This window comes from Pantoea sp. NSTU24 (genome assembly GCF_050157905.1).
Classification (GTDB): domain Bacteria; phylum Pseudomonadota; class Gammaproteobacteria; order Enterobacterales; family Enterobacteriaceae; genus Pantoea.
This window is the reverse complement of record NZ_JBKIWZ010000001.1, coordinates 1,443,979-1,464,783: the sequence shown is the minus strand read 5'-3', so window position 1 is coordinate 1,464,783 and position 20,805 is coordinate 1,443,979. Positions and strand designations below refer to the sequence as shown.

Here is a 20,805-nt window from a genome sequence, read left to right as displayed (position 1 = left end):
CAGTGGCGGCGCGTCTGGCGCCGCCTTTTACTATTTTTATGTTGTGAAGCAACAGCCTGGTAGGTACGGCAATGTTAAAATTCATCCTGCGTCGCTTGCTTGAAGCGCTACCGACGCTGTTCGTTCTGATTACCATCTCCTTCTTTATGATGCGCCTGGCGCCTGGCAGCCCTTTTACCGGCGAGCGTACGCTGGCCCCGGAAGTGATGGCAAATATCGAGGCGAAATATCACCTCAACGATCCGATCGGTAAGCAGTATGTCGATTACCTGGTGCAGCTGGCACACGGTGATTTCGGCCCGTCGTTTAAATACAAAGACTATTCGGTCAACTATCTGGTGGCGCATGCCTTCCCGGTCTCGGCCAAACTCGGGCTGGCCGCGTTCCTGCTCGCGGTGGTACTGGGGGTGACGGCTGGCGTGATCGCCGCGCTTAAACAGAACACACTGTGGGACTTCGCGGTGATGGGGGTGGCCATGACCGGCGTGGTGATACCCAGTTTTGTGGTCGCGCCGTTGCTGGTCCTGCTGTTCGCTATCAGCCTGAAGTGGCTGCCGGGCGGTGGCTGGAATGGCGGGCAGTGGAACTACATGCTGCTGCCGATGGTGGCCCTGTCACTGGCCTATATCGCCAGTATCGCCCGTATTACCCGTGGATCGATGATTGAAGTGATGCACTCAAACTTTATCCGCACCGCACGGGCAAAAGGCTTACCGCTGCGTCGCATCGTGCTGCGCCATGCGCTGAAACCGGCCCTGCTGCCCGTGATCTCCTATATGGGCCCGGCGTTTGTCGGCATCATCACCGGCTCAATGGTGATTGAATCGATCTATGGTCTGCCGGGTATCGGCCAGCTGTTTGTGAACGGCGCGCTGAACCGTGACTACTCACTGGTGATGAGCCTGACCATTCTGGTCGGTCTGCTGACCATTGTTTTTAATGCGATTGTTGACGTGCTTTATGCCGTTATCGATCCGAAAATTCGTTACTGACTGCGGAGTTCGCCATGATGTTAAGTAAGAAAAACAGCGAAGCTCTTGATGCGTTCAGTGAGAAGCTGGAAGTCGAAGGGCGGAGCCTCTGGCAGGATGCGCGTCGTCGCTTTATTCATAACCGCGCAGCCCTGGTCAGCCTGCTGGTACTGCTGTTAATTACGCTGTTTGTCATTTTCGCGCCGATGCTGGCACAGTTCACCTATGACGACACCGACTGGGCGATGATGTCCTCACCGCCGGATACTACCTCGGGCCACTGGTTCGGCACCGATTCGTCGGGACGTGACCTGCTGGTGCGTGTGGCGATTGGCGGCCGCATTTCCCTGATGGTGGGCGTCGCCTCTGCGCTGATCGCAGTGATTGTCGGCACGCTCTACGGCTCGATTGCTGGCTATCTGGGCGGCAAAATCGACTCAGTGATGATGCGAATTCTGGAAATTCTGAACTCCTTCCCGTTTATGTTCTTCGTGATCCTGCTGGTGACCTTCTTTGGCCGCAACATTCTGCTGATTTTTGCCGCGATCGGCATGGTCTCCTGGCTGGATATGGCGCGTATCGTGCGCGGCCAGACACTCAGCCTGAAGCGCAAAGAGTTTATCGAAGCGGCCCACGTAGGCGGCGTATCAACCTGGAAGATTGTCGTGCGCCATATCGTACCGAACGTACTGGGCGTGGTGGTGGTTTACGCCTCGCTGCTGGTGCCGAGCATGATCCTGTTCGAATCTTTCCTGAGCTTCCTGGGCCTGGGAACGCAGGAGCCGCTGAGTAGCTGGGGCGCACTGCTCAGCGACGGTGCCAACTCCATGGAAGTTTCGCCGTGGCTGCTGCTCTATCCGGCGGCGTTCCTGGTGGTCACGCTGTTCTGTTTCAACTTTATCGGCGATGGCCTGCGTGATGCCCTCGACCCGAAAGATCGTTAAGGAGTTTCCCGATGACCATTCATGAATTTCAGCCAGCGATGGCGGCCCGCGCGGGAAGCGAACAGCTACTGACCGTCAAAGATCTGCGCGTGACCTTTGGCACACACGACGGGGATGTCACCGCCGTTAACGATCTGAACTTCTCATTGCGTGCCGGTGAGACGCTGGGAATTGTCGGTGAATCCGGATCCGGCAAGTCGCAGACCGCGTTTGCCCTGATGGGACTGCTGGCCAAAAATGGCCGCATCGGCGGATCAGCGATTTTTAATGGCAAAGAGATTCTGAATCTGCCGGAAAACCAGCTGAATAAGCTGCGCGCCGAACAGATTGCGATGATTTTTCAGGACCCCATGACGTCACTGAACCCCTATATGCGGGTAGGTGAGCAACTGATGGAGGTGCTGAAGTTGCATAAAGGCATGAACAACGCGCAGGCGTTTGAAGAGTCGGTGCGGATGCTGGATGCGGTAAAAATGCCGGAAGCGCGCAAGCGGATGAAGATGTATCCGCATGAGTTTTCCGGCGGAATGCGCCAGCGCGTCATGATCGCCATGGCGCTGCTCTGTCGTCCTAAACTGCTGATCGCGGATGAGCCGACGACGGCCCTGGATGTCACGGTGCAGGCGCAGATAATGACGCTGCTTAATGAGCTGAAGCGGGAGTTCAACACGGCCATCATTATGATCACCCACGATCTTGGCGTGGTGGCAGGGATCTGCGATAAAGTGCTGGTGATGTATGCAGGCCGGACCATGGAATATGGCCGGGCCCGTGACGTCTTCTATCAGCCTGCCCATCCTTACTCAATCGGCCTGCTTAACGCCGTGCCGCGTCTGGATGCGGAAGGCGAGAGCCTGACCACCATCCCGGGTAATCCGCCCAATCTGCTGCGTCTGCCGCAGGGTTGCCCGTTCCAGCCGCGTTGTCCACACGCGATGGATATCTGCACCCAGGCACCGCCGCTTGAACCTTTTGGCGATGGCCGCCTGCGCGCCTGCTTTAAGCCGGTGGAGGAGTTAGTATGAGCACCGTAGCGGAAAAAAGAGTATTACTCGAAATCGCCGATCTCAAAGTGCATTTCGACATTAAAGATGGCAAGCAATGGTTCTGGCAGCCGTCAAAAACCCTGAAAGCGGTTGATGGCGTCAGCCTGCGGCTTTATGAAGGTGAAACCCTGGGCGTGGTGGGTGAGTCAGGCTGCGGAAAATCGACTCTGGCACGCGCCATTATCGGTCTGGTCAAAGCAACGGACGGACGCGTCGCCTGGCTGGGCCGCGATCTGCTGGGCCAGAGCGAAGAGGAGTGGCGCAAAGCGCGCGGCGACATCCAGATGATCTTCCAGGACCCGCTGGCGTCGCTGAACCCGCGTATGACCATCGGCGATATCATCGCGGAGCCGCTCAGAACCTATCATCCAAAAATGGCGCGTGAGGAAGTCAAAGAGCGCGTCAAAAATATGATGATGAAGGTAGGGCTGCTGCCTAACCTGATTAACCGCTATCCACACGAATTCTCGGGCGGACAGTGCCAGCGTATCGGTATCGCCCGCGCCCTGATTCTGGAACCGAAGCTGATTATCTGTGATGAGCCGGTCTCCGCGCTGGACGTCTCGATTCAGGCTCAGGTGGTTAACCTGCTGCAACAGTTACAACGGGAGATGGGGCTGTCGCTCATCTTCATTGCCCATGACCTTGCGGTCGTGAAGCATATTTCTGACCGCGTGCTGGTGATGTATCTGGGTCATGCGGTGGAGCTGGGCACCTACAACGAGGTCTACAGCAATCCGCAGCACCCTTACACCCGGGCGCTGATGTCTGCCGTGCCGATTCCCGATCCGGATCTGGAAAAGAATAAACAGATTCAGCTGCTGGAAGGGGAGTTGCCATCGCCGATTAACCCGCCGTCAGGCTGCGTGTTCCGTACCCGCTGCCCGATTGCCGGGCCGGAGTGCGCCAGAACCCGGCCACTGCTGGAAGGCAGTTTCCACCATGCGGTCTCCTGTCTCAAGGTCGACCCGCTGTAAAGCAAAACGCCGGGCAGAGGCCCGGCGTTTTCTTATCTGATGATCACTCCCGCCACAGGATGTGACAGAGTTTATGATCTTTTTCGCGGCAGAGCAGCACGCGGGCAAAGACGTCGGTAATCGGCTCGCCATCCGCTTCACCCAGCCCAATCACGACTTCGGCGAAAAAGTCCGGGTTCAGATCGAAATCGACATGATCTTTCCAGTCTTCGGAAGGATCGAACAGCTCTGCGCCGCCGCGCTCTTCGAACTGCAGATTAAAGAGAATGATATCGGCCGGATCCAGGTTGTCGCCTGCCAGTTCGAGAAAAATATCGTAGGCTTGTTCCAGCGTTTCATCTTCGGTAAGGCGATTATTTAAATCCATAGTCTGTCCTGTCGGCCTGTGGCCATTTACATAATCTGGCTCGTTTTACAGTAAAGGGCTGAAGAAGTAAAACAGTCGTTCGACGATGCGCTGCCACCAGGCACGTTTTGCCCAGCGTTTGCCATCCAGCAGGCGGGAACGGGCGATATAATCATCCTGTACGCAGGCCAGGTCGCTGCCAAATCCCGCATCGTCCACCACCAGCGTGACTTCAAAGTTCAGCCATAAACTGCGCATATCGAGGTTTACGGTGCCGACAAGGCTCAGCTGTCCGTCGACCAGCACGCTCTTGGTGTGCAGCAGGCCATCTTCAAACTGATAAATTTTTACACCGGCTTCCAGCAGTTCGCTGAAGAAAGCGCGGCTGGCCCAGCCCACCAGCAGTGAGTCATTATTGCGCGGAATGATAATGCTGACGCTGACGCCACGCTGCGCCGCCGTACAGATGGCATGCAGCAGATCGTCGCTGGGCACAAAATAGGGCGTGGTCATAATCAGCTGCTCACGCGCTGAATAGACCGCTGTCAGCAGCGCCTGATGGATCATATCCTCCGGGAAACCGGGACCGGAGGCGATGACCTGCACGGTGTGGCCACTTTCCTGTTCGAACGGCATGATATTACGGTCGGGCGGCGGCGGCAGAATCCGTTTGCCGGTTTCGATTTCCCAGTCGCAGCTGAAGACAATCCCCATCGCGGTGGCAACCGGGCCTTCCATACGTGCCATCAAATCGATCCACTGGCCTACGCCTGCACTTTGCTTGAAGAAGCGAGGATCAACCAGGTTCATGCTGCCGGTATAGGCAATATAGTTGTCGATCAGAACAATTTTTCGGTGCTGACGCAGATCCATCCGTCGCAGAAAAACACGCAGCAGGCTCACCTGCAGCGCTTCCACCACGTCGATGCCGGCATTGCGCATCATGCCTGCCCAGGGGCTGCGGAAAAAGGTGACACTGCCGGCGGAGTCGAGCAGCAGACGACAATGCACGCCCCGGCGTGAGGCCGCCATCAGAGATTCCGCCACTTCATCTGCCAGACCACCAGGGTGCCAGATATAGAACACCATCTCGATATTATGGCGGGCCAGCTGAATATCGCGGATTAGCGCCTGCATGACATCGTCTGAGCTGGTCAGTAGCTGAAGCTGATTGCCCTTTACCCCGGCGATTCCCTGGCGATGATAGCAAAGCTCAAACAGGGAACGTGCCACGTCGCTGTGCCCGGTAGCAAAAATTTCACGGCACTGTTTGAGATCGTTGAGCCAGCGCGCGGTTGACGGCCACATGGTGCGTGCGCGCTCTGCGCGGCGTTTTCCCAGATGCAGTTCGCCAAAGGAGAGATAAGCGATGATGCCTACCAGCGGCAGGATATAGATTACCAGCAGCCAGGCCATTGCAGAGGTGACAGCCCGCCGCTTCATCAGGATGCGCAGGGTGACACCAGCAATCAGCAGCCAGTATCCAAACAGCAGCAACCAGCTGATAAGCGTGTAAAAAGTGGTCATAAAGTGGACATCCCGTTCGCGCTTCCGTCTGGCAAGTTTACGTGCAGATGCACGCTAACGAAACCTTTAATCCTGACGTGTCTGAGCAGGCGATCAGATTTGGCATTTGCGCAGAGATCTCTATAATGCCCACGCGGATTTGATGTCAGAGAGGAAGTAATGAAAAGAAGCAGAAATGAGGTGGCGCGCTGGAGAATGCTGAGGCAGGTTCATCGCCGCCGTTCACGCTGGCTGGAAGGGCATTCACGGCGTTATAAGCGTATTCACTGCATCCGCCACCAGCTGGCACAACAGCAGCGTCGTTCGATTCTGTTCATTACGCAGATGGTCTAGCGTTAACCGACGCGGAGCGCCTGGCGGATAACCGCTTCGTCAGGCTTCCATAAATCCCGTCTCCGCCAGCAGGCGTCGCGCCATCAGGTGCTCCTGCTGCGAAGCTCCCCGATCGCTGACCTCATGCATCAGACATCCCATCGTATCGCCCAGCAGGGCTGGCCGTCGGCAACCCTTCCGATCGTACCATTCATAGGACCAGCGTCCTGATTTTCGCTGATAGTAGATCGTCAGCCATGCCGAGCAATGAGCGGGATAACCGCTCATCACTTCAATTTTAGGGTCGGCGATCGCTGCAAGACGTAATAGTAGCGGCGCTAACAGAGTTAAGGGCTGACCGGGATAAGTTTTATGCATAATAAGGTCGCGACTGCGCTGTGCATCCATTCAGAGGGTTAACCTGTAAGATCCAAATGTAGACAGCTCTGCCAGAAATTGCATCGTCGTGACTGAAAAAATGATGAACAGTTTGTTTTTTGACGGGAAGGTAAGGTTGCAGGTGGGTTGTACAAGATGCCGGGAAAAATTTGTACAACTTTACGTTTTTTTAAAGTGTTGATTTTATTGTTTTATTTATTAAATTGATGAGTTGATGGAAAATCAGATAACTAAATATCTGTACATAAAGAGCGTTATTGTATAACTTTGCTTCATCGGTTAAGACATTTACCAAAAACGCAATGAGGTCAATCATGCAGACTAATACTCGTATTCCCGCTTCAGTATCTGACATCTCCGCGTACTTATACAGCGCTGCGCAACCTTCGCAGCAGGCAATCCTGGGATCGGTTGTTACTGAAATCATCAGTTCGGGCCGTACCCTTAATCGTAAGGCTATCTGCTCAAAACTGATCAAGCGTTTGCAGCATGTAACCAGCCCGGAAGAAGAGCAGCACTATCACGCACTGATTGGCCTGATTCTGGATCGTGGTTAATTGCATAGCGGGGGAGCCAGCGCAGACTTCATTGCAGTCTGGCTCGCTAAGCGCATAAACAACCTCTCTGCCTTTCCACGCAATTCTTTTCGACGTATTCGCCTCTGAGCCCCGGTACAAAGAAAGTATCAGCAGCAGACTACACGGCGAAAATTTTTTTGCAGAGATTATTTCAGTGAACATTATCCCGAAAGACGTTGTGCGTTCATCATCAGCACAACGTTAACCATTTGCAGTGCTGCCGCCAGCACAATCAGCATCACAATCCACTGCCTTGCTTTCCGCCAGCCCCGTCTCCGCCAGAGATAAACGGCACTCCCCGTCATGACAATGATGATGACCAGTAATCCAGTAATCACAATCTGCATTTTTTCTTACCCTGCAAAGAAAAATGGCTCCTGTGTCAGACACAGAAGCCATCTTTATCGCCCGCCAGCTATCAGAAGACGCGCTTGAACGGCTTAACCGTAACCTGGGCGTAAACACCCGCCGCGAAGTAAGGGTCGTCCTGCGCCCAGGATTGTGCCGCTTCCAGTGACGGGAACTCAGCAACGACGGTTGACCCGGTAAAGCCCGCGACACCGGGATCGTTACTGTCTACTGCAGGCATCGGGCCAGCGATAATCAGGCGCCCCTCTTCCTGCAGCAGTTTGAGCCGGGCCAGATGGGCAGGGCGCACGGCATTACGCTTTTCCAGTGAATCTGCAGTATCTTCTGCATATATGACGTAAAGCACTCAGTAACTCCCAGTATTCAGAATTTCGCAACACGTTAAGGGATCGCCATGCAATGTGCAAACGAAACCTGCAGGCAGTGCAGGGCTCCGCATAAAGGGCTAAAAGCACTTTTATGCAGGACGGCGCAGGGGAGTTATTGAAACTGATTGCTATTTGCATTTAAAATTGCAGCCTCACTCAATCACTGCGATCGTTATGACCACGCTGACTATGCCACTACCTAAACGCACGTCTGTCTCCATGCTGCTGTCCATCATCCTGCATGGGGGCGTGATTGCCGGAATTCTCTACGCGTCATTTGGGCAGGAGATTAAGGTACCGGAGGCATCTCAGCCTATCAGCGTCACCATGGTGGCGCCGGAGGTTCAGCCCGCGCCTGCACCTGCGGCAGTGGTGCCACCTGCACCACAATCCGAGCCTGAACAGGAGCCTACTCCGGAGCCTGAGCCGACACCCGAACCCCCTAAGGCTGAGCCGGTGCCAATACCTAAACCCGAACCTAAGCCAAAACCTGTACCTAAACCCAAACCCAAACCAGAACACCGGCAGCAGCCAGCACGTGAGGTGAAGCCGCGTCAGGAGAGCAAGCCGCAGGCTAACCCTTTCCAGCAAAAGACGCCCACGTCAGAGAAAAAACCGGCCGCAGCACCAAAAGCCGCACCGTCACCCACTGTTTCTGCGTCAGCGGGGCCAAAAGCGTTAAGCATCAGCAAACCGGGCTATCCACCCCGTGCGTTTGCCCTGCGGATTGAGGGGCGGGTCCGCGTGAAATTTGACGTCGACAGTGACGGACGGGTCGATAATATCGAAATCCTCTCCGCCCAGCCGGCGAATATGTTTGAGCGCACGGTGAAGCAGGCGATGAAAAACTGGCGCTATCAGAGCGGACGGCCAGCCAAGGGAATGACGATGAATATCGTGTTTAAAATTAACGGTGGCGCCAGTCTCGAATAAATACCGGGTCAGACTGCCAGGCCTGACCCGTCACTTATTCGCCGGAAGACTGATTAGCGCGACCGGCGGGCAGAGGACGCGATTTGCCTTCGTTATCCACGGCCACGTAGATGAATACGGCTTCCGTGGCACAGTAAGTCTGGCCGATCGGCTCAGATGACACCTTTTTGATCCACACTTCGACGTTAATTGTCATAGAGCTGTTGCCGGTCCGGATGCAACTCGCATGGCAACTCACCACATCGCCTACGGCGACCGGTTTCATAAATGACATGCCATCGACACGTACAGTTACCACACGGCCTTCCGCGATCTCTTTAGCCAGAATCGCGCCGCCCATATCCATCTGCGACATCAGCCAGCCACCAAAGATATCGCCGTTGGCGTTGGTGTCTGCCGGCATGGCGAGCGTGCGCAGTACCATTTCGCCTTGCGGCAGTTTGTGTTTTTCGTCCATTGCGTCCACTTATTTGCAGGTCAGTGCCAAAAAAATGCCCGGCGAACCGGGCTGTGTCATTATTTTTGTTCCTGCTGCGGCATCTGTCGCCAGATATAAAGCCCGCTGAGCAGGGTAAACAGGAGTGTCAGACCGGAAAGGCCGAATACCTTAAAGTTAACCCAGAACGCCTGAGGTAACCAAAAGGCGACATAGATATTCACCAGGCCACAAATCAGGAAGAACAGCGCCCAGGCCACATTGAGCCGACGCCAGACAGTTTCAGGCAATTGCAGCTCTTTGCCCAGCATGCGCTGAATCAGCGTCTGCTGCATGAACCACTGGCTGTAAAGCAGAGCAGCGGCAAACAGGCTGTAAATCACGGTAACTTTCCATTTGATGAACTCATCGTTATGGAACACCAGCGTCAGAGTGCCAAATACGGCCACCAGCACAAAGGTGAAAATCGTCATCTTTTCCAGCTTGCGATAGAGCACCCAGCTGACAACCAGTGCCAGGCCGGTCGCAACGATCAGTGCGCCGGAGGCCACAAAGATGTCATACAGCTTATAAAAGATGAAAAAAACGACCAGGGGAAGAAAGTCGAGTAGCTGCTTCATAGTTTTTCCATTCAGAGTTGGCTGCGTATCAGCCCGAAGGCCGATGGCAAATCAACGTAAAAGCATATAGAGCCGATAAAGATAAATAATCAACATCGCCGACACCAGGTTACCCGCTGCGGTGAAAATCACTGATGAGACATTGAGCGGTAGCACGGTCAGCGACGAGAAGAACAACATCACCACCACCTTGGCCAGCAGCCAGAGCAGGATTGCGGGCGCAATCAGCTTCACGTTCTTCCACGCCATGCGCATACTGGCGCGCATAGCGGCAAAGACACCCATTTTTTCACTGGCGACCATAACCGGGGCCAGTGACAGAAGAATCGTCAGCAGTACGCCCGGCACCACCAGCACCATAAAGCCCAGTTGCGCCACCAGCGTCATCAGAAAGGTAAGCAGCAGCAGTTTAGGCAGCATTGGCACGGATGCGCCAATTGCCCGCAGCGCGCTGACTCGCTGACCGGCTGAGACCAGTGGGATCAGGCAGAGCATGCCGCCCAGTAGCAGCGTATTACCCATCAGCGCCGCAAAGGTGCTGGCGGCCGAGGCGTGCAGCAGGACCTGCTGCTGCTCCGGGGACATATTCTGTACCATCTCAAACAGCGAACCGGCGCTGTCGTCATTCTGCTGGAGCAGGGCCATCTGATCGGCACCAGGCGTCAGCACATGCACCAGCATAACGGTAATAAAAGCGGTCAGCAGCGACAGCAACAGTAACGTAGCCAGTTGATGACGCGCAAAATTTCCTGTGTCACGGTATAACGAGCTGGCCGTGATAGACATGTACACTCCTTGGAGGAACCGGGTTAATTAACCCGGCGATTGTACATGTTCTGGCAGCTCGCGGGCACCCGCCGCGGCATAACTTTCTGTCATATCAGGTAAAGAAGGAGAAAAAAGCGCAGGAAGGCCATAACGGGCGCGGGCGCGATCGCAGGCTTCGTTATGAATGCCTGCTTCACCGGACATGGCAAACTCGCGACAGGGCGTCGGACGTTGCTCATAAATCCCGCAGGAAACGCAGCCGCCAATTTCTCCCTCCAGAGCGACGCAGCGGGGGGGGCGATCGTTCGTTCCCCGCATATTGCGCATCAGCAGGCTGAGCGGTTCGGTTAAGTGGGTCGGCACCAGCCCGCCAGCATCATCGGCTTCGGCCCAGTAAAAAGAGACGCGGAAATGGGCGCAGCAGGCGCCACAGCTGACACAGGGATTCGTTATTTCATGCATTTGATCACCCGCCCCTCCCAGGGCATCGAACCAAAATCAACAGGGAAGAGAAGCAAAATAGGCTGGCTTAAATTATTCAGCAAGCGCTATTTTTCGTTACCAGTGGGTTCTGAAATTGATCTAAATCAATTCATTGTTTTTTAAGCAATTTATCCGAAACGTTCAGAGTGCAATTTTCTGTAAATCACGTTAAATATTTGCCAGCAAAAAACGAAGGTGTTCGCGATTTCAGATTAAGCAAAGGAGTGATAATGAAACTGGCAAAATGCGTGATGGTGCTGGCACTGGCAGTGCCCCAGCTGGCAATGGCTCACGAGGCGGGCGACTTCTTCATGCGGGCCGGCAGTGCCACCGTCCGGCCTGTCGAGGGTTCTGATAACGTGTTAGGCATGGGTGAATTCAGTGCCTCGAATGACACGCAGTTGGGCCTGACATTTACCTGGATGGCAACAGATAACATCGGTGTTGAGCTGCTGGCCGCCACGCCATTCCGCCACAAAGTAGGGCTCGGCCCCACTGGCACGCTGGCGACGGTACGGCAGTTACCGCCTACGCTGATGGCACAGTATTACTTCTTCGACAGCAAAAGTCCGGTGCGTCCTTACGTGGGCGTGGGCGTGAACTACACCACCTTCTATGATGCTAAGTTCAACCAGACTGGCCGCGATGCGGGCCTGACCGACCTCAGCGTTAAAGACTCCTGGGGTGTAGCAGGTCAGGTCGGTCTTGACTATCAGATCAACCGTGACTGGATGCTGAATGCGTCGCTGTGGTACATGGATATCGATACGGAAGTGAAGTTTAAAGCGGGCGGCGAACAGCAGAACATCAATATGCGCGTTGACCCCTGGGTGTTCTTCTTCGGGGCGGGTTACCGTTTCTGATGATAAAAAGGCCGCTGAATCAGCGGCCTTTTTTGCAGCACAGACGTTACTTGATCTGCATGTTGTTAACAACCGATCTTACGCCTGCCACGCTGCGTGTCACCTGAACGGCGCGGTTGGCCATCTGTGGCGATGAAACAAAGCCGCTCAGCTGAACTTTGCCTTTGAAGGTTTCTACGTTGATTTCCGTCGACTTCAGCGACTCATCTTTCAGCAGCGCACCTTTGACTTTGGTGGTGACCACGGTGTCATCGATATAGCCACCGGTTCCCTCTTTAGTTGCGGTTGGCGCACAGGCGCTCAGTGTCAGCGCAACCACGCCCGCCAGTGCAGCACCTGCCAGCATTTTAACGAATTTCATTGCTTTCTCTCCCTGTCACAAATTGGATACGCCGTTACCGTAACGGCGCATTGTCATTGTGGTGCAGATTTAAGGAAAAGGGCAAATCACGGGAGGTAAAAAAGGAAACAAATCATGCCTTATCAGGCGATAAGGCATGATGACAGGATTAGCGGCTGGCCGCTTTAAGGCGACTGACAAAATGCTTGAGTTCGCTCAGCATGATTTCCGGTTCGGCATGATGCTTTTCGATGATCCTGACAATCGCTGAGCCGGAGATAGCGCCTGCGGCACCGGCCGCGATCGCCTCTTTCACCTGCTCTGGTTCCGAAATACCAAAGCCCTGCAACGGCGGCGCGGCATGATATTCGCGCAGCTTGTCGATCAGATGCTGCAGCGGCAGGCTGGCGCGGTTTTCAGCACCGGTCACGCCTGCACGCGACAACAGATAGGTGTAACCGCGGCCGTGCGAGGCGATCTCACGCAGCAGCTCATCGCTGGCATTAGGTGGACAGATGAAGATCGGTGCTACGCCATGACGCAGCGCTGCCTGCCGGAAGGGCGCTGACTCTTCAACCGGCACGTCAGCCACCAGCACTGAATCCACACCGGCTTCGGCACAACGGGCATAGAACGCATCCACACCGTTGGTGAAGACCAGGTTGGCGTACATCAGCAGGCCAATCGGCAGGTCCGGATATTTACGGCGAATGGTCGCCAGCATCTCAAAGCACTGGCTGGTGTTGGTGCCTGCCGCAAAGGCGCGGAGCGTCGCATTCTGGATAGTCGGGCCGTCCGCCAGGGGGTCGGAGAAGGGGATCCCTAACTCCAGGGCATCCGCGCCCCCTTCAACCAGCGCGTCGATAACGCGCAGTGACAGCGCGGGTGACGGATCGCCCAGCGTCACAAAAGGAACGAAGGCACCTTCGTTGTTCGCTGACAGGCGGGTAAACAGTTGGTTATAACGTTCCATCAGATTTCTCCCTGCGCAGTCAGAATGTCATGAACGGTGAAAATATCTTTGTCGCCACGGCCAGAAAGGTTAACCACAATCAGCTGCTCTTTCTCCGGTTCCGCATGGATCATCTTCAGCGCATGAGCCAGCGCATGGGAAGACTCCAGTGCCGGAATAATGCCTTCCGCGCGGCAGAGCTGTTTGAAAGCGTCCATCGCCTCATTATCGGTAATCGAGACATAGTCTGCGCGACCGATACTGTTGAGATGCGCATGCTGCGGGCCTACCGATGGGAAGTCGAGGCCGGCAGAGATAGAGTAGGACTCTTCGATCTGACCGTCGTGCGTCTGCATCATCGGCGCTTTCATGCCGAAGTAGATCCCTACGCGACCATGCTTCAGCGGCGCGCCATGCTCGCCCGTCTCGATGCCATGTCCCGCAGGTTCAACGCCGATCAGCTTCACGCTGGTCTCATCGATGAAGTCAGCAAACATCCCGATGGCATTAGACCCACCGCCTACACAGGCGAGGATCGCATCCGGCAGGCGTCCCTCTTTTTCCAGAATCTGCTTTTTGGTCTCCTCGCCAATCATGCGCTGGAACTCGCGCACAATCGTCGGGAAGGGATGGGGGCCCGCCGCCGTGCCGAGCATATAGTGCGCGGTTTCATAACTGCCGGACCAGTCACGCAGCGCCTCATTACAGGCATCTTTCAGCGTGGCGGAGCCGCTGTGAACCGGAATCACTTCCGCGCCCATCAGACGCATACGGAACACGTTTGGCGACTGACGCTCAACATCTTTTGCACCCATGTAAATGCGGCACTTCATGCCCAGCAGCGCACAGGCAAGGGCGGAGGCCACACCGTGCTGACCCGCACCGGTTTCAGCGATGATTTCGTTTTTGCCCATGCGTTTAGCTAACAGCGCCTGACCCAGCACCTGGTTTGTCTTGTGCGCCCCCCCGTGCAGCAGATCTTCACGCTTGAGATAGAGGCGGGTCTTTGTGCCTTTGGTCAGGTTTTTGCACAGCGTCAGGGCAGTCGGACGACCTGCATAGTTCTTCAGCAGGTCGGTAAATTCGGCCTGAAACGCCGGATCTTTTTGCGCGTCAACAAACGCCTGTTCGAGCTGGCGCAGCGCGGGCATCAGGATCTGCGGAACATACATTCCGCCAAATTCGCCAAAATAGGGATTGAGTAACGTCATTTTTATCTTCCTTTTTGGGCCCGCATTGAAGCGGGCCAGGCAAATCAGTAGGCACGCAGTGTCTGAAACACAGCAGCAATTTTGCGGGCATCTTTGATGCCGGGCGCACTTTCTACGCCAGAGTTGAAGTCAAGCCCGGCACAGCCCAGCTGCGCGGCTTCAACACAGTTATCCGCGCGGAGGCCACCGGCCAGCAGCACATTGTCCAGAGTCTGCCCTTGCAGCAGTGACCAGTCGAAACGCTCTCCGGTGCCGCCATTGCCGTTGTCGAACACGTAGCGGTCCACGTGCGGCCAGTCGCGGACCGGCACGCTGCTCTCAATGCGCAGCGCCTTCCAGATCTGAACCGCCGCAGGCAGCGCGGCACGCAGGTCAGCCACAAAGGCCGGGGTCTCATCGCCATGCAGTTGCACAGCGGACAAAGAAAGGGCGGCAGTATGCGTGACAATGTCACTTATTGGATTATTGCGGAACACACCGACATAGCGCAGCGGCGCGGCGGCGATCACCGACTGTGCCGTGGCCGTGTCGATCAGGCGCGGCGAGCCTTCGGCAAAGATCAGGCCGCCATAGATGGCACCGGCTTCATAGGCGGCACGCGCATCTTCAGGGCGGGTCAGGCCGCACACTTTGTTACTGCCCAGGGTAACCCGACGCACGGCACCGGTCAGATCCGGCTCTTCCATCAGTGCGGAGCCAATCAGGAAGCCGTTGGCAAAATGACTCAGCTCGCGAATATCGGCATAGCTGTTGATTCCCGACTCGCTGATCACCGTAACGCCGTGCGACAGGCGTGGGGCCAGCTGGCGTGTGCGGTTGAGATCGATAGAGAGATCACGCAGATCGCGATTGTTGATGCCGACGACTTTTGCCTGCAGGGCGATGGCGCGCTCCAGTTCCTCTTCGTTACTGACTTCGGTCAGGATACCCATCTTCAGGCTGTGCGCCACGGCCGCCAGCTGACGATACTGCTCATCATCCAGCACAGAGAGCATCAGCAGGATGGCATCCGCCTGGTAGTAACGCGCCAGGTAGATCTGATAAGGGTCGATAATAAAATCTTTGCACAGCACCGGCTGGGTGATCGCCGCGCTGACAATCGGCAGAAAAGCGAAGTCACCCTGAAAATATTTCTCATCGGTCAGCACGGAAACCGCGGACGCATAGTGGCGATAGACCCCGGCAATCGCAGCCGGGTCGAAATCCTTACGGATCACCCCTTTAGAGGGCGATGCTTTTTTACACTCAAGGATAAACGCGGTGCGTGCACCCTGCAGCGCGTCATAAAAATGACGGCTGGCAGGTTCGATGCTGTTCTGAAAAGTAGAGAGCGGCTGCTGCTGCTGACGGGCTTCCACCCAAATCGCTTTATCCTGAACAATTTTTTCTAACACGGTGCCTTTCATGATTATCCTCTTGCTGCCAGTGCGACAACGCGCTCATAAGCCTGTCCGCTGCGGATGGCGTTAAGCGCCTGCTGGGCGTTTTCACGCAGATCTTCCTGACCGAATACCTTAAGCAACATCGCCACGTTGACGGCGACCGCTTCTTCATGCGCCTGCTGGCCATTACCCTGGAGTAAAGCCGTAAGAATGTCACGATTTTCTTCCGGCGTGCCGCCCGCCAGCGCCTCTTTGGGATGGAAGCCAAAACCAAAGTCCTCCGGCGAGAGCTGATAGCCGGTAATCTCGCCGTCGCGCAGTTCGGCAACGTGCGTCACGTCGTGCAGCGCCACCTCATCCATGCCGCCGCCGTGCACCACCGCCGCGCGCTGATAGCCCAGCATCTTCAGGGTCCGGGCAATCGGCATCACCAGATCCGGACTATAAACGCCAATCACGGCCAGCGGCGGACGCGCCGGATTGATCAGCGGGCCGAGCACGTTAAACAGCGTGCGGGTTTTCAGCCGCTGGCGGACCGGCATCGCGTGGCGGAAACCGCTGTGGTACTGCGGCGCAAACAGGAAGCAGACGTTCAGGTCATCCAGCGCCTGGCGCGCCCGCTCTGCGGGCATGTCGAGATTGATACCAAAGGCCGCCAGCAGATCGGAAGAGCCCGACTTGCTGGAAACGCTGCGGTTGCCATGCTTCGCCACTTTCAGGCCACAGGTGGCGGCCACAAACGCGCTGGCGGTAGAAATATTGATACTGTTGCTGCCGTCGCCGCCAGTGCCTACGATGTCCGCAAAAGCATAGCCCGGGCGCGGGAAGGGTCTGGCGTCTTCCAGCAGCGCCGTGGCGGCCCCGGCGATCTCTTCCGGCGTTTCGCCGCGCACTTTCATGGCGATCAGCGCCGCGGCGAGCTGCTCAGGCTCCAGCTGCCCGGTAATAATGGCGCTGAAGAGGGTGTGACTTTCCGCCTGACTCAGCGTCTGCGCCTGGTAAAGTTTTTCCAGTGTCTGTTGCATCATTATTCTCCCTGTTACTTCGCCAGTGCCCAGTCCAGCGTCTGCTCAAGCAGGCGCGCGCCCTGAGACGTCAGAATCGATTCCGGATGGAACTGAAAGCCGCAAACCCGATCGGCTTCATGACGCACCGCCATCACCATTCCGTTATAACTGGCGTTGACCGTCAGCGCTTCCGGCGTATTACTGCCCACCAGTGAGTGATAGCGCGCCACGGGCAGCGGATTGCTCAGACCGGCAAACATCGCCTCACCGTCATGTTCGATCGCGGATGCCTTACCATGCAGGATCTCGCCCGCCTGACCAACATGGCCGCCGTAGGCTTCCACAATCGCCTGGTGTCCCAGACAGATGCCGATAATCGGCAGACGACCGCGCAGCACCCGCAGCAGCTCAGGCATACAGCCCGCATCTTTTGGCGCGCCAGGGCCGGGAGAGAGCATCAGCACCGGGTTTTCCATCCGCTGAAGCTGTTCAATCAACAGCTCAGCAGGCAGGTTATTGCGGTAAATCACTACGTTGTGACCAAAGGTCCGCAGCTGATCAACCAGGTTGTAGGTAAATGAGTCGATGTTATCGAGCAGCAGAATATCGGCCATCAGAAGATCTCCTTGCAGTGATGGGCAGTCGCGATGGCGCGCAGGACAGCGCGGGCTTTGTTACGGCTTTCGTCCGCTTCAGCCTGCGGATCAGAATCCAGTACCACACCCGCTCCCGCCTGCACGGTGGCAACGCCATCTTCGACATAGGCCGAGCGAATGACGATACAGGTATCCAGATCGCCCTGCGCCGTAAAGTAGCCCACGGCGCCACCGTAGCTGCCACGACGCGTGCCTTCGGCGCCGGCAATCAGCTGCATGGCGCGCACTTTTGGCGCACCGCTGAGGGTGCCCATGTTCATACAGGCGCGGTAGGCGTGCAGCACGTCCAGGTCGGCTCGCAGCGTTCCCACCACGCGGGAAACCAGGTGCATCACAAACGAGTAGCGGTCTACTTTGGTGAGGTCAGCGACGTAACGGCTGCCCGGCACACAGATACGCGCCAGGTCATTTCGTGCCAGATCCACCAGCATCAGATGTTCGGCCAGTTCTTTATGGTCGGTGCGCATCTCCAGCTCAATCCGGCTGTCGAGATCGCGGTCCAGCGAGCCGTCGGCGTGGCGGCCACGCGGGCGTGTGCCAGCTATCGGGTAGATTTCGATCTGACGCGAGGTGGCGTCATACTTCAGTGAACTCTCTGGTGAGGCGCCGAACAGTGAGAAATCCTGGTCCTGCATAAAGAACATGTAGGGGCTTGGGTTGCTGTTTTTCAGCGTGTCATAGGCGGCCAGCGGCGACGGGCAGGGCAGTGAGAAACGGCGCGAAGGCACCACCTGGAAAATCTCGCCAATGCGAATCGCCTGCTGCATCTCACGCACCACCTCACAATAGGCTTCGTCACTCTGGCTGGTGGTCAGCGTCATCTGCTCAACCGGCTGCACGGGCAGCGCCGGAGCGGGTTGCAGTATCTGGCCATGCAGCTGCTCAATGCGGCGCTGCAGACGCTGAAACTCGCTGGTGGAAGGGCAGAACAGGCTGGCCTGCAGACGCGCACTGCGGGTCTGATGGTCGATCACCAGTAAGGTTTCTGCCAGATAGAAGCAGTAGTCGGGGCAGCGCTGCTGATTATCCAGCACGGGCAGCGTTTCAAAACCGGCCACCAGGTCATAGGCGAACAGGCCACCCAGCAGCACAGCTTCACGCTCGTCGGCTGAGGAGTTGACCAGTTGCGGAATCAGACGCAGCGCATCAAAGACCGACAGCGCCTTCAGCCGGGAATCTTCATCCTGCTGATGGTCGTGGCTCGGCGGGAAGGTCAGCTCGCGTCCATCGGGGCGCACGTGATTGCTGACGGCGGCGGGCAGCGCCTCATCCAGCAGCGGCAGCAGGGCGCGACCGTTCTCCGACAACGCCTGCACGGTAACCGTATTGCCCAGGGCGCTGACGCGCAGCGCGCTGTCAACAATCAGCAGGCTTTTTAAATTGCGCTTGCTGTCGATGTCAGCAGACTCAAGCAGCAGGGTTGCCGGACGTGCGCCGCAAAGCTGGTGAAACACTGCGGCCGGATCTTCGCGGTAGGGTGCGGTGCCGGTAATCAACTTCACTGTAGGTTTCGCATTTGGCATGATGATGTCTCTGAATTTCGCTCAAAAAAAAGCCCGCGGGTTGGCGGGCTCAGGTTTTCACACGGCGTTTATAGAGTGTGCATGGTCCTGTCGCCCTTATCCGGGAACAGTGCGCCAACCCTCTGAATGCATCATTAAATTCGCCATGACTGATTACCCGTTGTGTGTGAACTTGTGTACTAGTTAACGGGTTCATGGCGGAAATGTCAATACACTTTTTCACTGACCGCGAAAATCGTTATCATGCTGGCCGGTTTAGTTTCAGCAGGAGTTCTCTTGAGCGATATCGCCCGTTTTCCGGTTTATGATTTACACAGCCACACGCGCGCCTCTGATGGTCTGCTGTCACCCACCGCCCTGGTGCAGCGAGCCGTTGAGATGCGTGTCGGCGTACTGGCGATCACCGATCACGACAGCATTGCAGGCGTCGCAGAGGCGCAGCAGACGGTCATCGACCAGAATCTGCCGATCAGCGTGCTGGCCGGAGCCGAGCTCTCAACGCTGTGGGAGAACCATGAGATTCACATCGTGGGGTTGAACATCGACATCGATCATCCGGCGATGGTGGCCTTTCTGGCCGGACAGCTGGCCTGTCGCCAGACGCGGGCAGCTGAAATTGGCGAGCGTCTGGCGAAGGCGCGCATTCCCGATGCACTGGCGGGTGCCACCCGACTGGCCGATGGGGGCATCATCACCCGCGGCCATTTCGCCCGCTTCCTGATTGAGCAGGGCAAAGCCGACAATATGGCTCAGGTCTTTAAACATTATCTGGCGCGTGGCAAAACCGGCTACGTTCCGCCACAATGGTGTACAATTAAACAAGCTATTGATGCGATTCATCATTCTGGTGGCTGTGCCGTGCTGGCCCATCCGGGTCGCTACGGTTTATCGGCCAAATGGCTCAAACGGCTGATCGCCCATTTCCGCGAAGCGGGTGGCGATGCCATTGAAGTCGCCCAGTGCCAGCAGCCGCCTAACGAGCGGACACAGCTGGCGCAATACGCCAGAGATAACGATCTGGCCGCATCACAAGGTTCTGATTTTCATCAACCCTGCCCGTGGATTGAGCTGGGCCGCAAACTCTGGCTACCCGCAGGGGTGGAGCCGGTCTGGGAACGCTTCCCGGCCCTGGCGCCATGCCCGGTAATCACGGAAAGGTGACACGAGGTTTCTATGAGTCAACTGTTTCATATCCATCCGGATAACCCGCAGCCGCGCCTGATCAAACAGGCAGTCGACTACCTGAATAAAGGCGGTGTCATCGTTTATCCTACCGATTCCGGCTACGCGCTGGGCTGTCGGCTGGAGGAGAAAGGCGCGATGGAGCGGATTTGCCGAATCCGTCAGCTCGATGGACACCATAATTTCACGCTGATGTGCCGTGATCTCTCTGAGCTTTCCGTCTATTCGCAGGTGGGGAACTCCGCGTTTCGCCTGCTGAAAAACAATACGCCAGGCAACTACACCTTCATTCTCAAGGCAACCAAAGAGGTACCGCGTCGTCTGATGAATGAAAAACGTAAGACTATTGGTCTGCGCGTGCCGTCTAATCCGGTGGCGCTGGCGCTGCTGGATGCACTGAATGAGCCGATGATGTCGACCTCTCTGATCCTGCCAGGCAACGATTTCACCGAGTCCGATCCGGAGGAGATCCAGCACAGCATCGGTAAACTGGTCGATCTGATTATTGACGGCGGCACGCTGGGTCAGCAGCCGACGACGGTGGTCGATCTGACCACCGATGCACCGGAAATTGTGCGTGAAGGGGTGGGCGATACCCGCCCGTTCCAGTAA

24 protein-coding genes and 1 pseudogene are annotated in these 20,805 nt (G+C 56.4%); 10 read left to right on the top strand and 15 right to left on the bottom strand.

Annotated features, from left to right (window positions below; all coding sequences use genetic code 11):
* Positions 1-71 precede the first annotated feature (71 nt).
* From oppB to oppF, 4 genes are read left to right on the top strand one after another with little or no spacing between them, the layout of a single operon-like run.
* Positions 72-992: an oligopeptide ABC transporter permease OppB gene (gene oppB / locus ACLHDD_RS07135; protein ID WP_111140042.1), complete on the top strand. Its 921-nt coding sequence runs from the start codon at positions 72-74 to the stop codon at positions 990-992.
* A 14-nt stretch (positions 993-1,006) separates the two neighbouring features.
* Positions 1,007-1,915: an oligopeptide ABC transporter permease OppC gene (oppC, locus tag ACLHDD_RS07130; protein ID WP_427103540.1), complete on the top strand. Its 909-nt coding sequence runs from the start codon at positions 1,007-1,009 to the stop codon at positions 1,913-1,915.
* Positions 1,916-1,926: 11 nt separating this feature from the next.
* Positions 1,927-2,940 carry an ABC transporter ATP-binding protein gene (locus ACLHDD_RS07125; RefSeq protein ID WP_427103539.1) on the top strand — a complete coding sequence of 338 codons (1,014 nt, stop codon included), beginning with the start codon at positions 1,927-1,929 and terminating at the stop codon, positions 2,938-2,940.
* Positions 2,937-3,938, top strand: a complete 1,002-nt coding sequence (oppF, locus tag ACLHDD_RS07120) for a murein tripeptide/oligopeptide ABC transporter ATP binding protein OppF (RefSeq protein WP_427103538.1) — start codon at positions 2,937-2,939, stop codon at positions 3,936-3,938. The genes ACLHDD_RS07125 and oppF overlap by 4 nt, the downstream gene beginning before the upstream one ends.
* Positions 3,939-3,981: 43 nt before the next feature.
* Here oppF and ACLHDD_RS07115 read toward each other — a convergent pair whose 3' ends face one another.
* Together ACLHDD_RS07115 and cls are read right to left on the bottom strand one after the other, a co-directional pair.
* Entirely contained in the window at positions 3,982-4,305 is a 324-nt protein-coding gene (locus ACLHDD_RS07115) for an HI1450 family dsDNA-mimic protein (protein ID WP_009089915.1), read from the bottom strand.
* A 45-nt stretch (positions 4,306-4,350) separates the two neighbouring features.
* Positions 4,351-5,811 (bottom strand): cardiolipin synthase, encoded by a 1,461-nt coding sequence (cls, locus tag ACLHDD_RS07110; protein WP_427103537.1) that lies wholly within the window; start codon positions 5,809-5,811, stop codon positions 4,351-4,353.
* Positions 5,812-5,970: 159 nt separating this feature from the next.
* Between cls and ACLHDD_RS07105 the strand changes: the two genes are divergently transcribed.
* A complete protein-coding gene (locus ACLHDD_RS07105) occupies positions 5,971-6,144 on the top strand; it encodes a YciY family protein (RefSeq protein WP_427103536.1) in 174 nt (57 codons plus the stop codon).
* A gap of 39 nt (positions 6,145-6,183) precedes the next feature.
* Here ACLHDD_RS07105 and ACLHDD_RS07100 read toward each other — a convergent pair whose 3' ends face one another.
* Entirely contained in the window at positions 6,184-6,501 is a 318-nt protein-coding gene (locus ACLHDD_RS07100; protein WP_427103535.1) for a hypothetical protein, read from the bottom strand.
* 335 nt (positions 6,502-6,836) lie between these two features.
* On the opposite strand from ACLHDD_RS07100, the gene ycgZ reads away from it, so the two are divergent.
* Complete coding sequence (ycgZ, locus tag ACLHDD_RS07095) at positions 6,837-7,079, top strand: regulatory protein YcgZ (RefSeq protein ID WP_427103534.1); 243 nt, start codon at positions 6,837-6,839, stop codon at positions 7,077-7,079.
* A gap of 182 nt (positions 7,080-7,261) precedes the next feature.
* Here ycgZ and ACLHDD_RS07090 read toward each other — a convergent pair whose 3' ends face one another.
* Both ACLHDD_RS07090 and ACLHDD_RS07085 read right to left on the bottom strand, forming a co-directional pair.
* Positions 7,262-7,447: a hypothetical protein gene (locus ACLHDD_RS07090; RefSeq protein ID WP_427103533.1), complete on the bottom strand. Its 186-nt coding sequence runs from the start codon at positions 7,445-7,447 to the stop codon at positions 7,262-7,264.
* 71 nt (positions 7,448-7,518) lie between these two features.
* On the bottom strand, positions 7,519-7,815 hold the full coding sequence (locus tag ACLHDD_RS07085; protein WP_313651358.1) for a YciI family protein: 297 nt from the start codon (positions 7,813-7,815) through the stop codon (positions 7,519-7,521).
* Positions 7,816-8,011: 196 nt separating this feature from the next.
* On the opposite strand from ACLHDD_RS07085, the gene tonB reads away from it, so the two are divergent.
* Positions 8,012-8,770 carry a TonB system transport protein TonB gene (gene tonB / locus ACLHDD_RS07080; protein WP_427103532.1) on the top strand — a complete coding sequence of 253 codons (759 nt, stop codon included), beginning with the start codon at positions 8,012-8,014 and terminating at the stop codon, positions 8,768-8,770.
* A 34-nt stretch (positions 8,771-8,804) separates the two neighbouring features.
* Here tonB and yciA read toward each other — a convergent pair whose 3' ends face one another.
* From yciA to ACLHDD_RS07060, 4 genes are read right to left on the bottom strand one after another with little or no spacing between them, the layout of a single operon-like run.
* Positions 8,805-9,227 (bottom strand): acyl-CoA thioester hydrolase YciA, encoded by a 423-nt coding sequence (gene yciA, locus ACLHDD_RS07075; protein ID WP_427103531.1) that lies wholly within the window; start codon positions 9,225-9,227, stop codon positions 8,805-8,807.
* 59 nt (positions 9,228-9,286) lie between these two features.
* Positions 9,287-9,826 carry a septation protein A gene (locus ACLHDD_RS07070; protein ID WP_427103530.1) on the bottom strand — a complete coding sequence of 180 codons (540 nt, stop codon included), beginning with the start codon at positions 9,824-9,826 and terminating at the stop codon, positions 9,287-9,289.
* A gap of 51 nt (positions 9,827-9,877) precedes the next feature.
* Positions 9,878-10,612, bottom strand: coding sequence for a YciC family protein (locus tag ACLHDD_RS07065; protein WP_427103529.1), 735 nt, complete (start codon positions 10,610-10,612; stop codon positions 9,878-9,880).
* 27 nt (positions 10,613-10,639) lie between these two features.
* Entirely contained in the window at positions 10,640-11,056 is a 417-nt protein-coding gene (locus tag ACLHDD_RS07060; RefSeq protein ID WP_427103528.1) for a YkgJ family cysteine cluster protein, read from the bottom strand.
* A 251-nt stretch (positions 11,057-11,307) separates the two neighbouring features.
* Here ACLHDD_RS07060 and ompW point away from each other — a divergent pair, with 251 nt between their 5' ends.
* Positions 11,308-11,940: an outer membrane protein OmpW gene (gene ompW / locus ACLHDD_RS07055; RefSeq protein ID WP_427103527.1), complete on the top strand. Its 633-nt coding sequence runs from the start codon at positions 11,308-11,310 to the stop codon at positions 11,938-11,940.
* Positions 11,941-11,986: 46 nt separating this feature from the next.
* Here ompW and ACLHDD_RS07050 read toward each other — a convergent pair whose 3' ends face one another.
* The 6 genes and pseudogenes from ACLHDD_RS07050 to ACLHDD_RS07025 form a co-directional block, all read right to left on the bottom strand.
* Positions 11,987-12,301 (bottom strand): BON domain-containing protein, encoded by a 315-nt coding sequence (locus ACLHDD_RS07050; protein ID WP_427103526.1) that lies wholly within the window; start codon positions 12,299-12,301, stop codon positions 11,987-11,989.
* Between the two features lie 148 nt (positions 12,302-12,449).
* The gene (gene trpA, locus ACLHDD_RS07045; protein WP_427103525.1) at positions 12,450-13,253 is read right to left on the bottom strand and encodes a tryptophan synthase subunit alpha; all 804 of its coding nucleotides are present in this window, start codon (positions 13,251-13,253) and stop codon (positions 12,450-12,452) included.
* Positions 13,253-14,443 carry a tryptophan synthase subunit beta gene (trpB, locus tag ACLHDD_RS07040; RefSeq protein WP_128084041.1) on the bottom strand — a complete coding sequence of 397 codons (1,191 nt, stop codon included), beginning with the start codon at positions 14,441-14,443 and terminating at the stop codon, positions 13,253-13,255. The genes trpA and trpB overlap by 1 nt, the downstream gene beginning before the upstream one ends.
* A gap of 44 nt (positions 14,444-14,487) precedes the next feature.
* The gene (trpCF, locus tag ACLHDD_RS07035; protein ID WP_427103524.1) at positions 14,488-15,849 is read right to left on the bottom strand and encodes a bifunctional indole-3-glycerol-phosphate synthase TrpC/phosphoribosylanthranilate isomerase TrpF; all 1,362 of its coding nucleotides are present in this window, start codon (positions 15,847-15,849) and stop codon (positions 14,488-14,490) included.
* Positions 15,850-15,851: 2 nt separating this feature from the next.
* Positions 15,852-17,446: pseudogene (trpD, locus tag ACLHDD_RS07030) on the bottom strand (bifunctional anthranilate synthase glutamate amidotransferase component TrpG/anthranilate phosphoribosyltransferase TrpD).
* On the bottom strand, positions 17,446-19,011 hold the full coding sequence (locus ACLHDD_RS07025; RefSeq protein WP_427103523.1) for an anthranilate synthase component 1: 1,566 nt from the start codon (positions 19,009-19,011) through the stop codon (positions 17,446-17,448). Before ACLHDD_RS07025 ends, trpD begins: the two are co-directional and overlap by 1 nt.
* Before the next feature lie 276 nt (positions 19,012-19,287).
* Here ACLHDD_RS07025 and rnm point away from each other — a divergent pair, with 276 nt between their 5' ends.
* Both rnm and ACLHDD_RS07015 read left to right on the top strand, forming a co-directional pair.
* Positions 19,288-20,172, top strand: coding sequence for an RNase RNM (gene rnm / locus ACLHDD_RS07020; RefSeq protein WP_427103522.1), 885 nt, complete (start codon positions 19,288-19,290; stop codon positions 20,170-20,172).
* 12 nt (positions 20,173-20,184) lie between these two features.
* The gene (locus ACLHDD_RS07015) at positions 20,185-20,805 is read left to right on the top strand and encodes an L-threonylcarbamoyladenylate synthase (RefSeq protein ID WP_313651381.1); all 621 of its coding nucleotides are present in this window, start codon (positions 20,185-20,187) and stop codon (positions 20,803-20,805) included.

Excerpts from the sequence above, each read along its gene's own strand:
- ACLHDD_RS07070 (WP_427103530.1), bottom strand. The coding sequence starts at position 9,826 with ATGAAGCAGCTACTCGACTTTCTTCCCCTGGTCGTTTTTTTCATCTTT.
- trpB (WP_128084041.1), bottom strand. The coding sequence starts at position 14,443 with ATGACGTTACTCAATCCCTATTTTGGCGAATTTGGCGGAATGTATGTT.
- ACLHDD_RS07115 (WP_009089915.1), bottom strand. The coding sequence starts at position 4,305 with ATGGATTTAAATAATCGCCTTACCGAAGATGAAACGCTGGAACAAGCC.
- oppF (WP_427103538.1), top strand. The coding sequence starts at position 2,937 with ATGAGCACCGTAGCGGAAAAAAGAGTATTACTCGAAATCGCCGATCTC.
- ACLHDD_RS07050 (WP_427103526.1), bottom strand. The coding sequence starts at position 12,301 with ATGAAATTCGTTAAAATGCTGGCAGGTGCTGCACTGGCGGGCGTGGTT.
- ompW (WP_427103527.1), top strand. The coding sequence starts at position 11,308 with ATGAAACTGGCAAAATGCGTGATGGTGCTGGCACTGGCAGTGCCCCAG.
- ACLHDD_RS07060 (WP_427103528.1), bottom strand. The coding sequence starts at position 11,056 with ATGCATGAAATAACGAATCCCTGTGTCAGCTGTGGCGCCTGCTGCGCC.
- ACLHDD_RS07125 (WP_427103539.1), top strand. The coding sequence starts at position 1,927 with ATGACCATTCATGAATTTCAGCCAGCGATGGCGGCCCGCGCGGGAAGC.
- tonB (WP_427103532.1), top strand. The coding sequence starts at position 8,012 with ATGACCACGCTGACTATGCCACTACCTAAACGCACGTCTGTCTCCATG.
- ACLHDD_RS07015 (WP_313651381.1), top strand. The coding sequence starts at position 20,185 with ATGAGTCAACTGTTTCATATCCATCCGGATAACCCGCAGCCGCGCCTG.
- ACLHDD_RS07100 (WP_427103535.1), bottom strand. The coding sequence starts at position 6,501 with ATGCATAAAACTTATCCCGGTCAGCCCTTAACTCTGTTAGCGCCGCTA.
- oppB (WP_111140042.1), top strand. The coding sequence starts at position 72 with ATGTTAAAATTCATCCTGCGTCGCTTGCTTGAAGCGCTACCGACGCTG.
- oppC (WP_427103540.1), top strand. The coding sequence starts at position 1,007 with ATGATGTTAAGTAAGAAAAACAGCGAAGCTCTTGATGCGTTCAGTGAG.
- ACLHDD_RS07025 (WP_427103523.1), bottom strand. The coding sequence starts at position 19,011 with ATGCCAAATGCGAAACCTACAGTGAAGTTGATTACCGGCACCGCACCC.
- ACLHDD_RS07105 (WP_427103536.1), top strand. The coding sequence starts at position 5,971 with ATGAAAAGAAGCAGAAATGAGGTGGCGCGCTGGAGAATGCTGAGGCAG.
- ACLHDD_RS07065 (WP_427103529.1), bottom strand. The coding sequence starts at position 10,612 with ATGTCTATCACGGCCAGCTCGTTATACCGTGACACAGGAAATTTTGCG.
- trpA (WP_427103525.1), bottom strand. The coding sequence starts at position 13,253 with ATGGAACGTTATAACCAACTGTTTACCCGCCTGTCAGCGAACAACGAA.
- trpCF (WP_427103524.1), bottom strand. The coding sequence starts at position 15,849 with ATGAAAGGCACCGTGTTAGAAAAAATTGTTCAGGATAAAGCGATTTGG.
- cls (WP_427103537.1), bottom strand. The coding sequence starts at position 5,811 with ATGACCACTTTTTACACGCTTATCAGCTGGTTGCTGCTGTTTGGATAC.
- ycgZ (WP_427103534.1), top strand. The coding sequence starts at position 6,837 with ATGCAGACTAATACTCGTATTCCCGCTTCAGTATCTGACATCTCCGCG.
- ACLHDD_RS07090 (WP_427103533.1), bottom strand. The coding sequence starts at position 7,447 with ATGCAGATTGTGATTACTGGATTACTGGTCATCATCATTGTCATGACG.
- yciA (WP_427103531.1), bottom strand. The coding sequence starts at position 9,227 with ATGGACGAAAAACACAAACTGCCGCAAGGCGAAATGGTACTGCGCACG.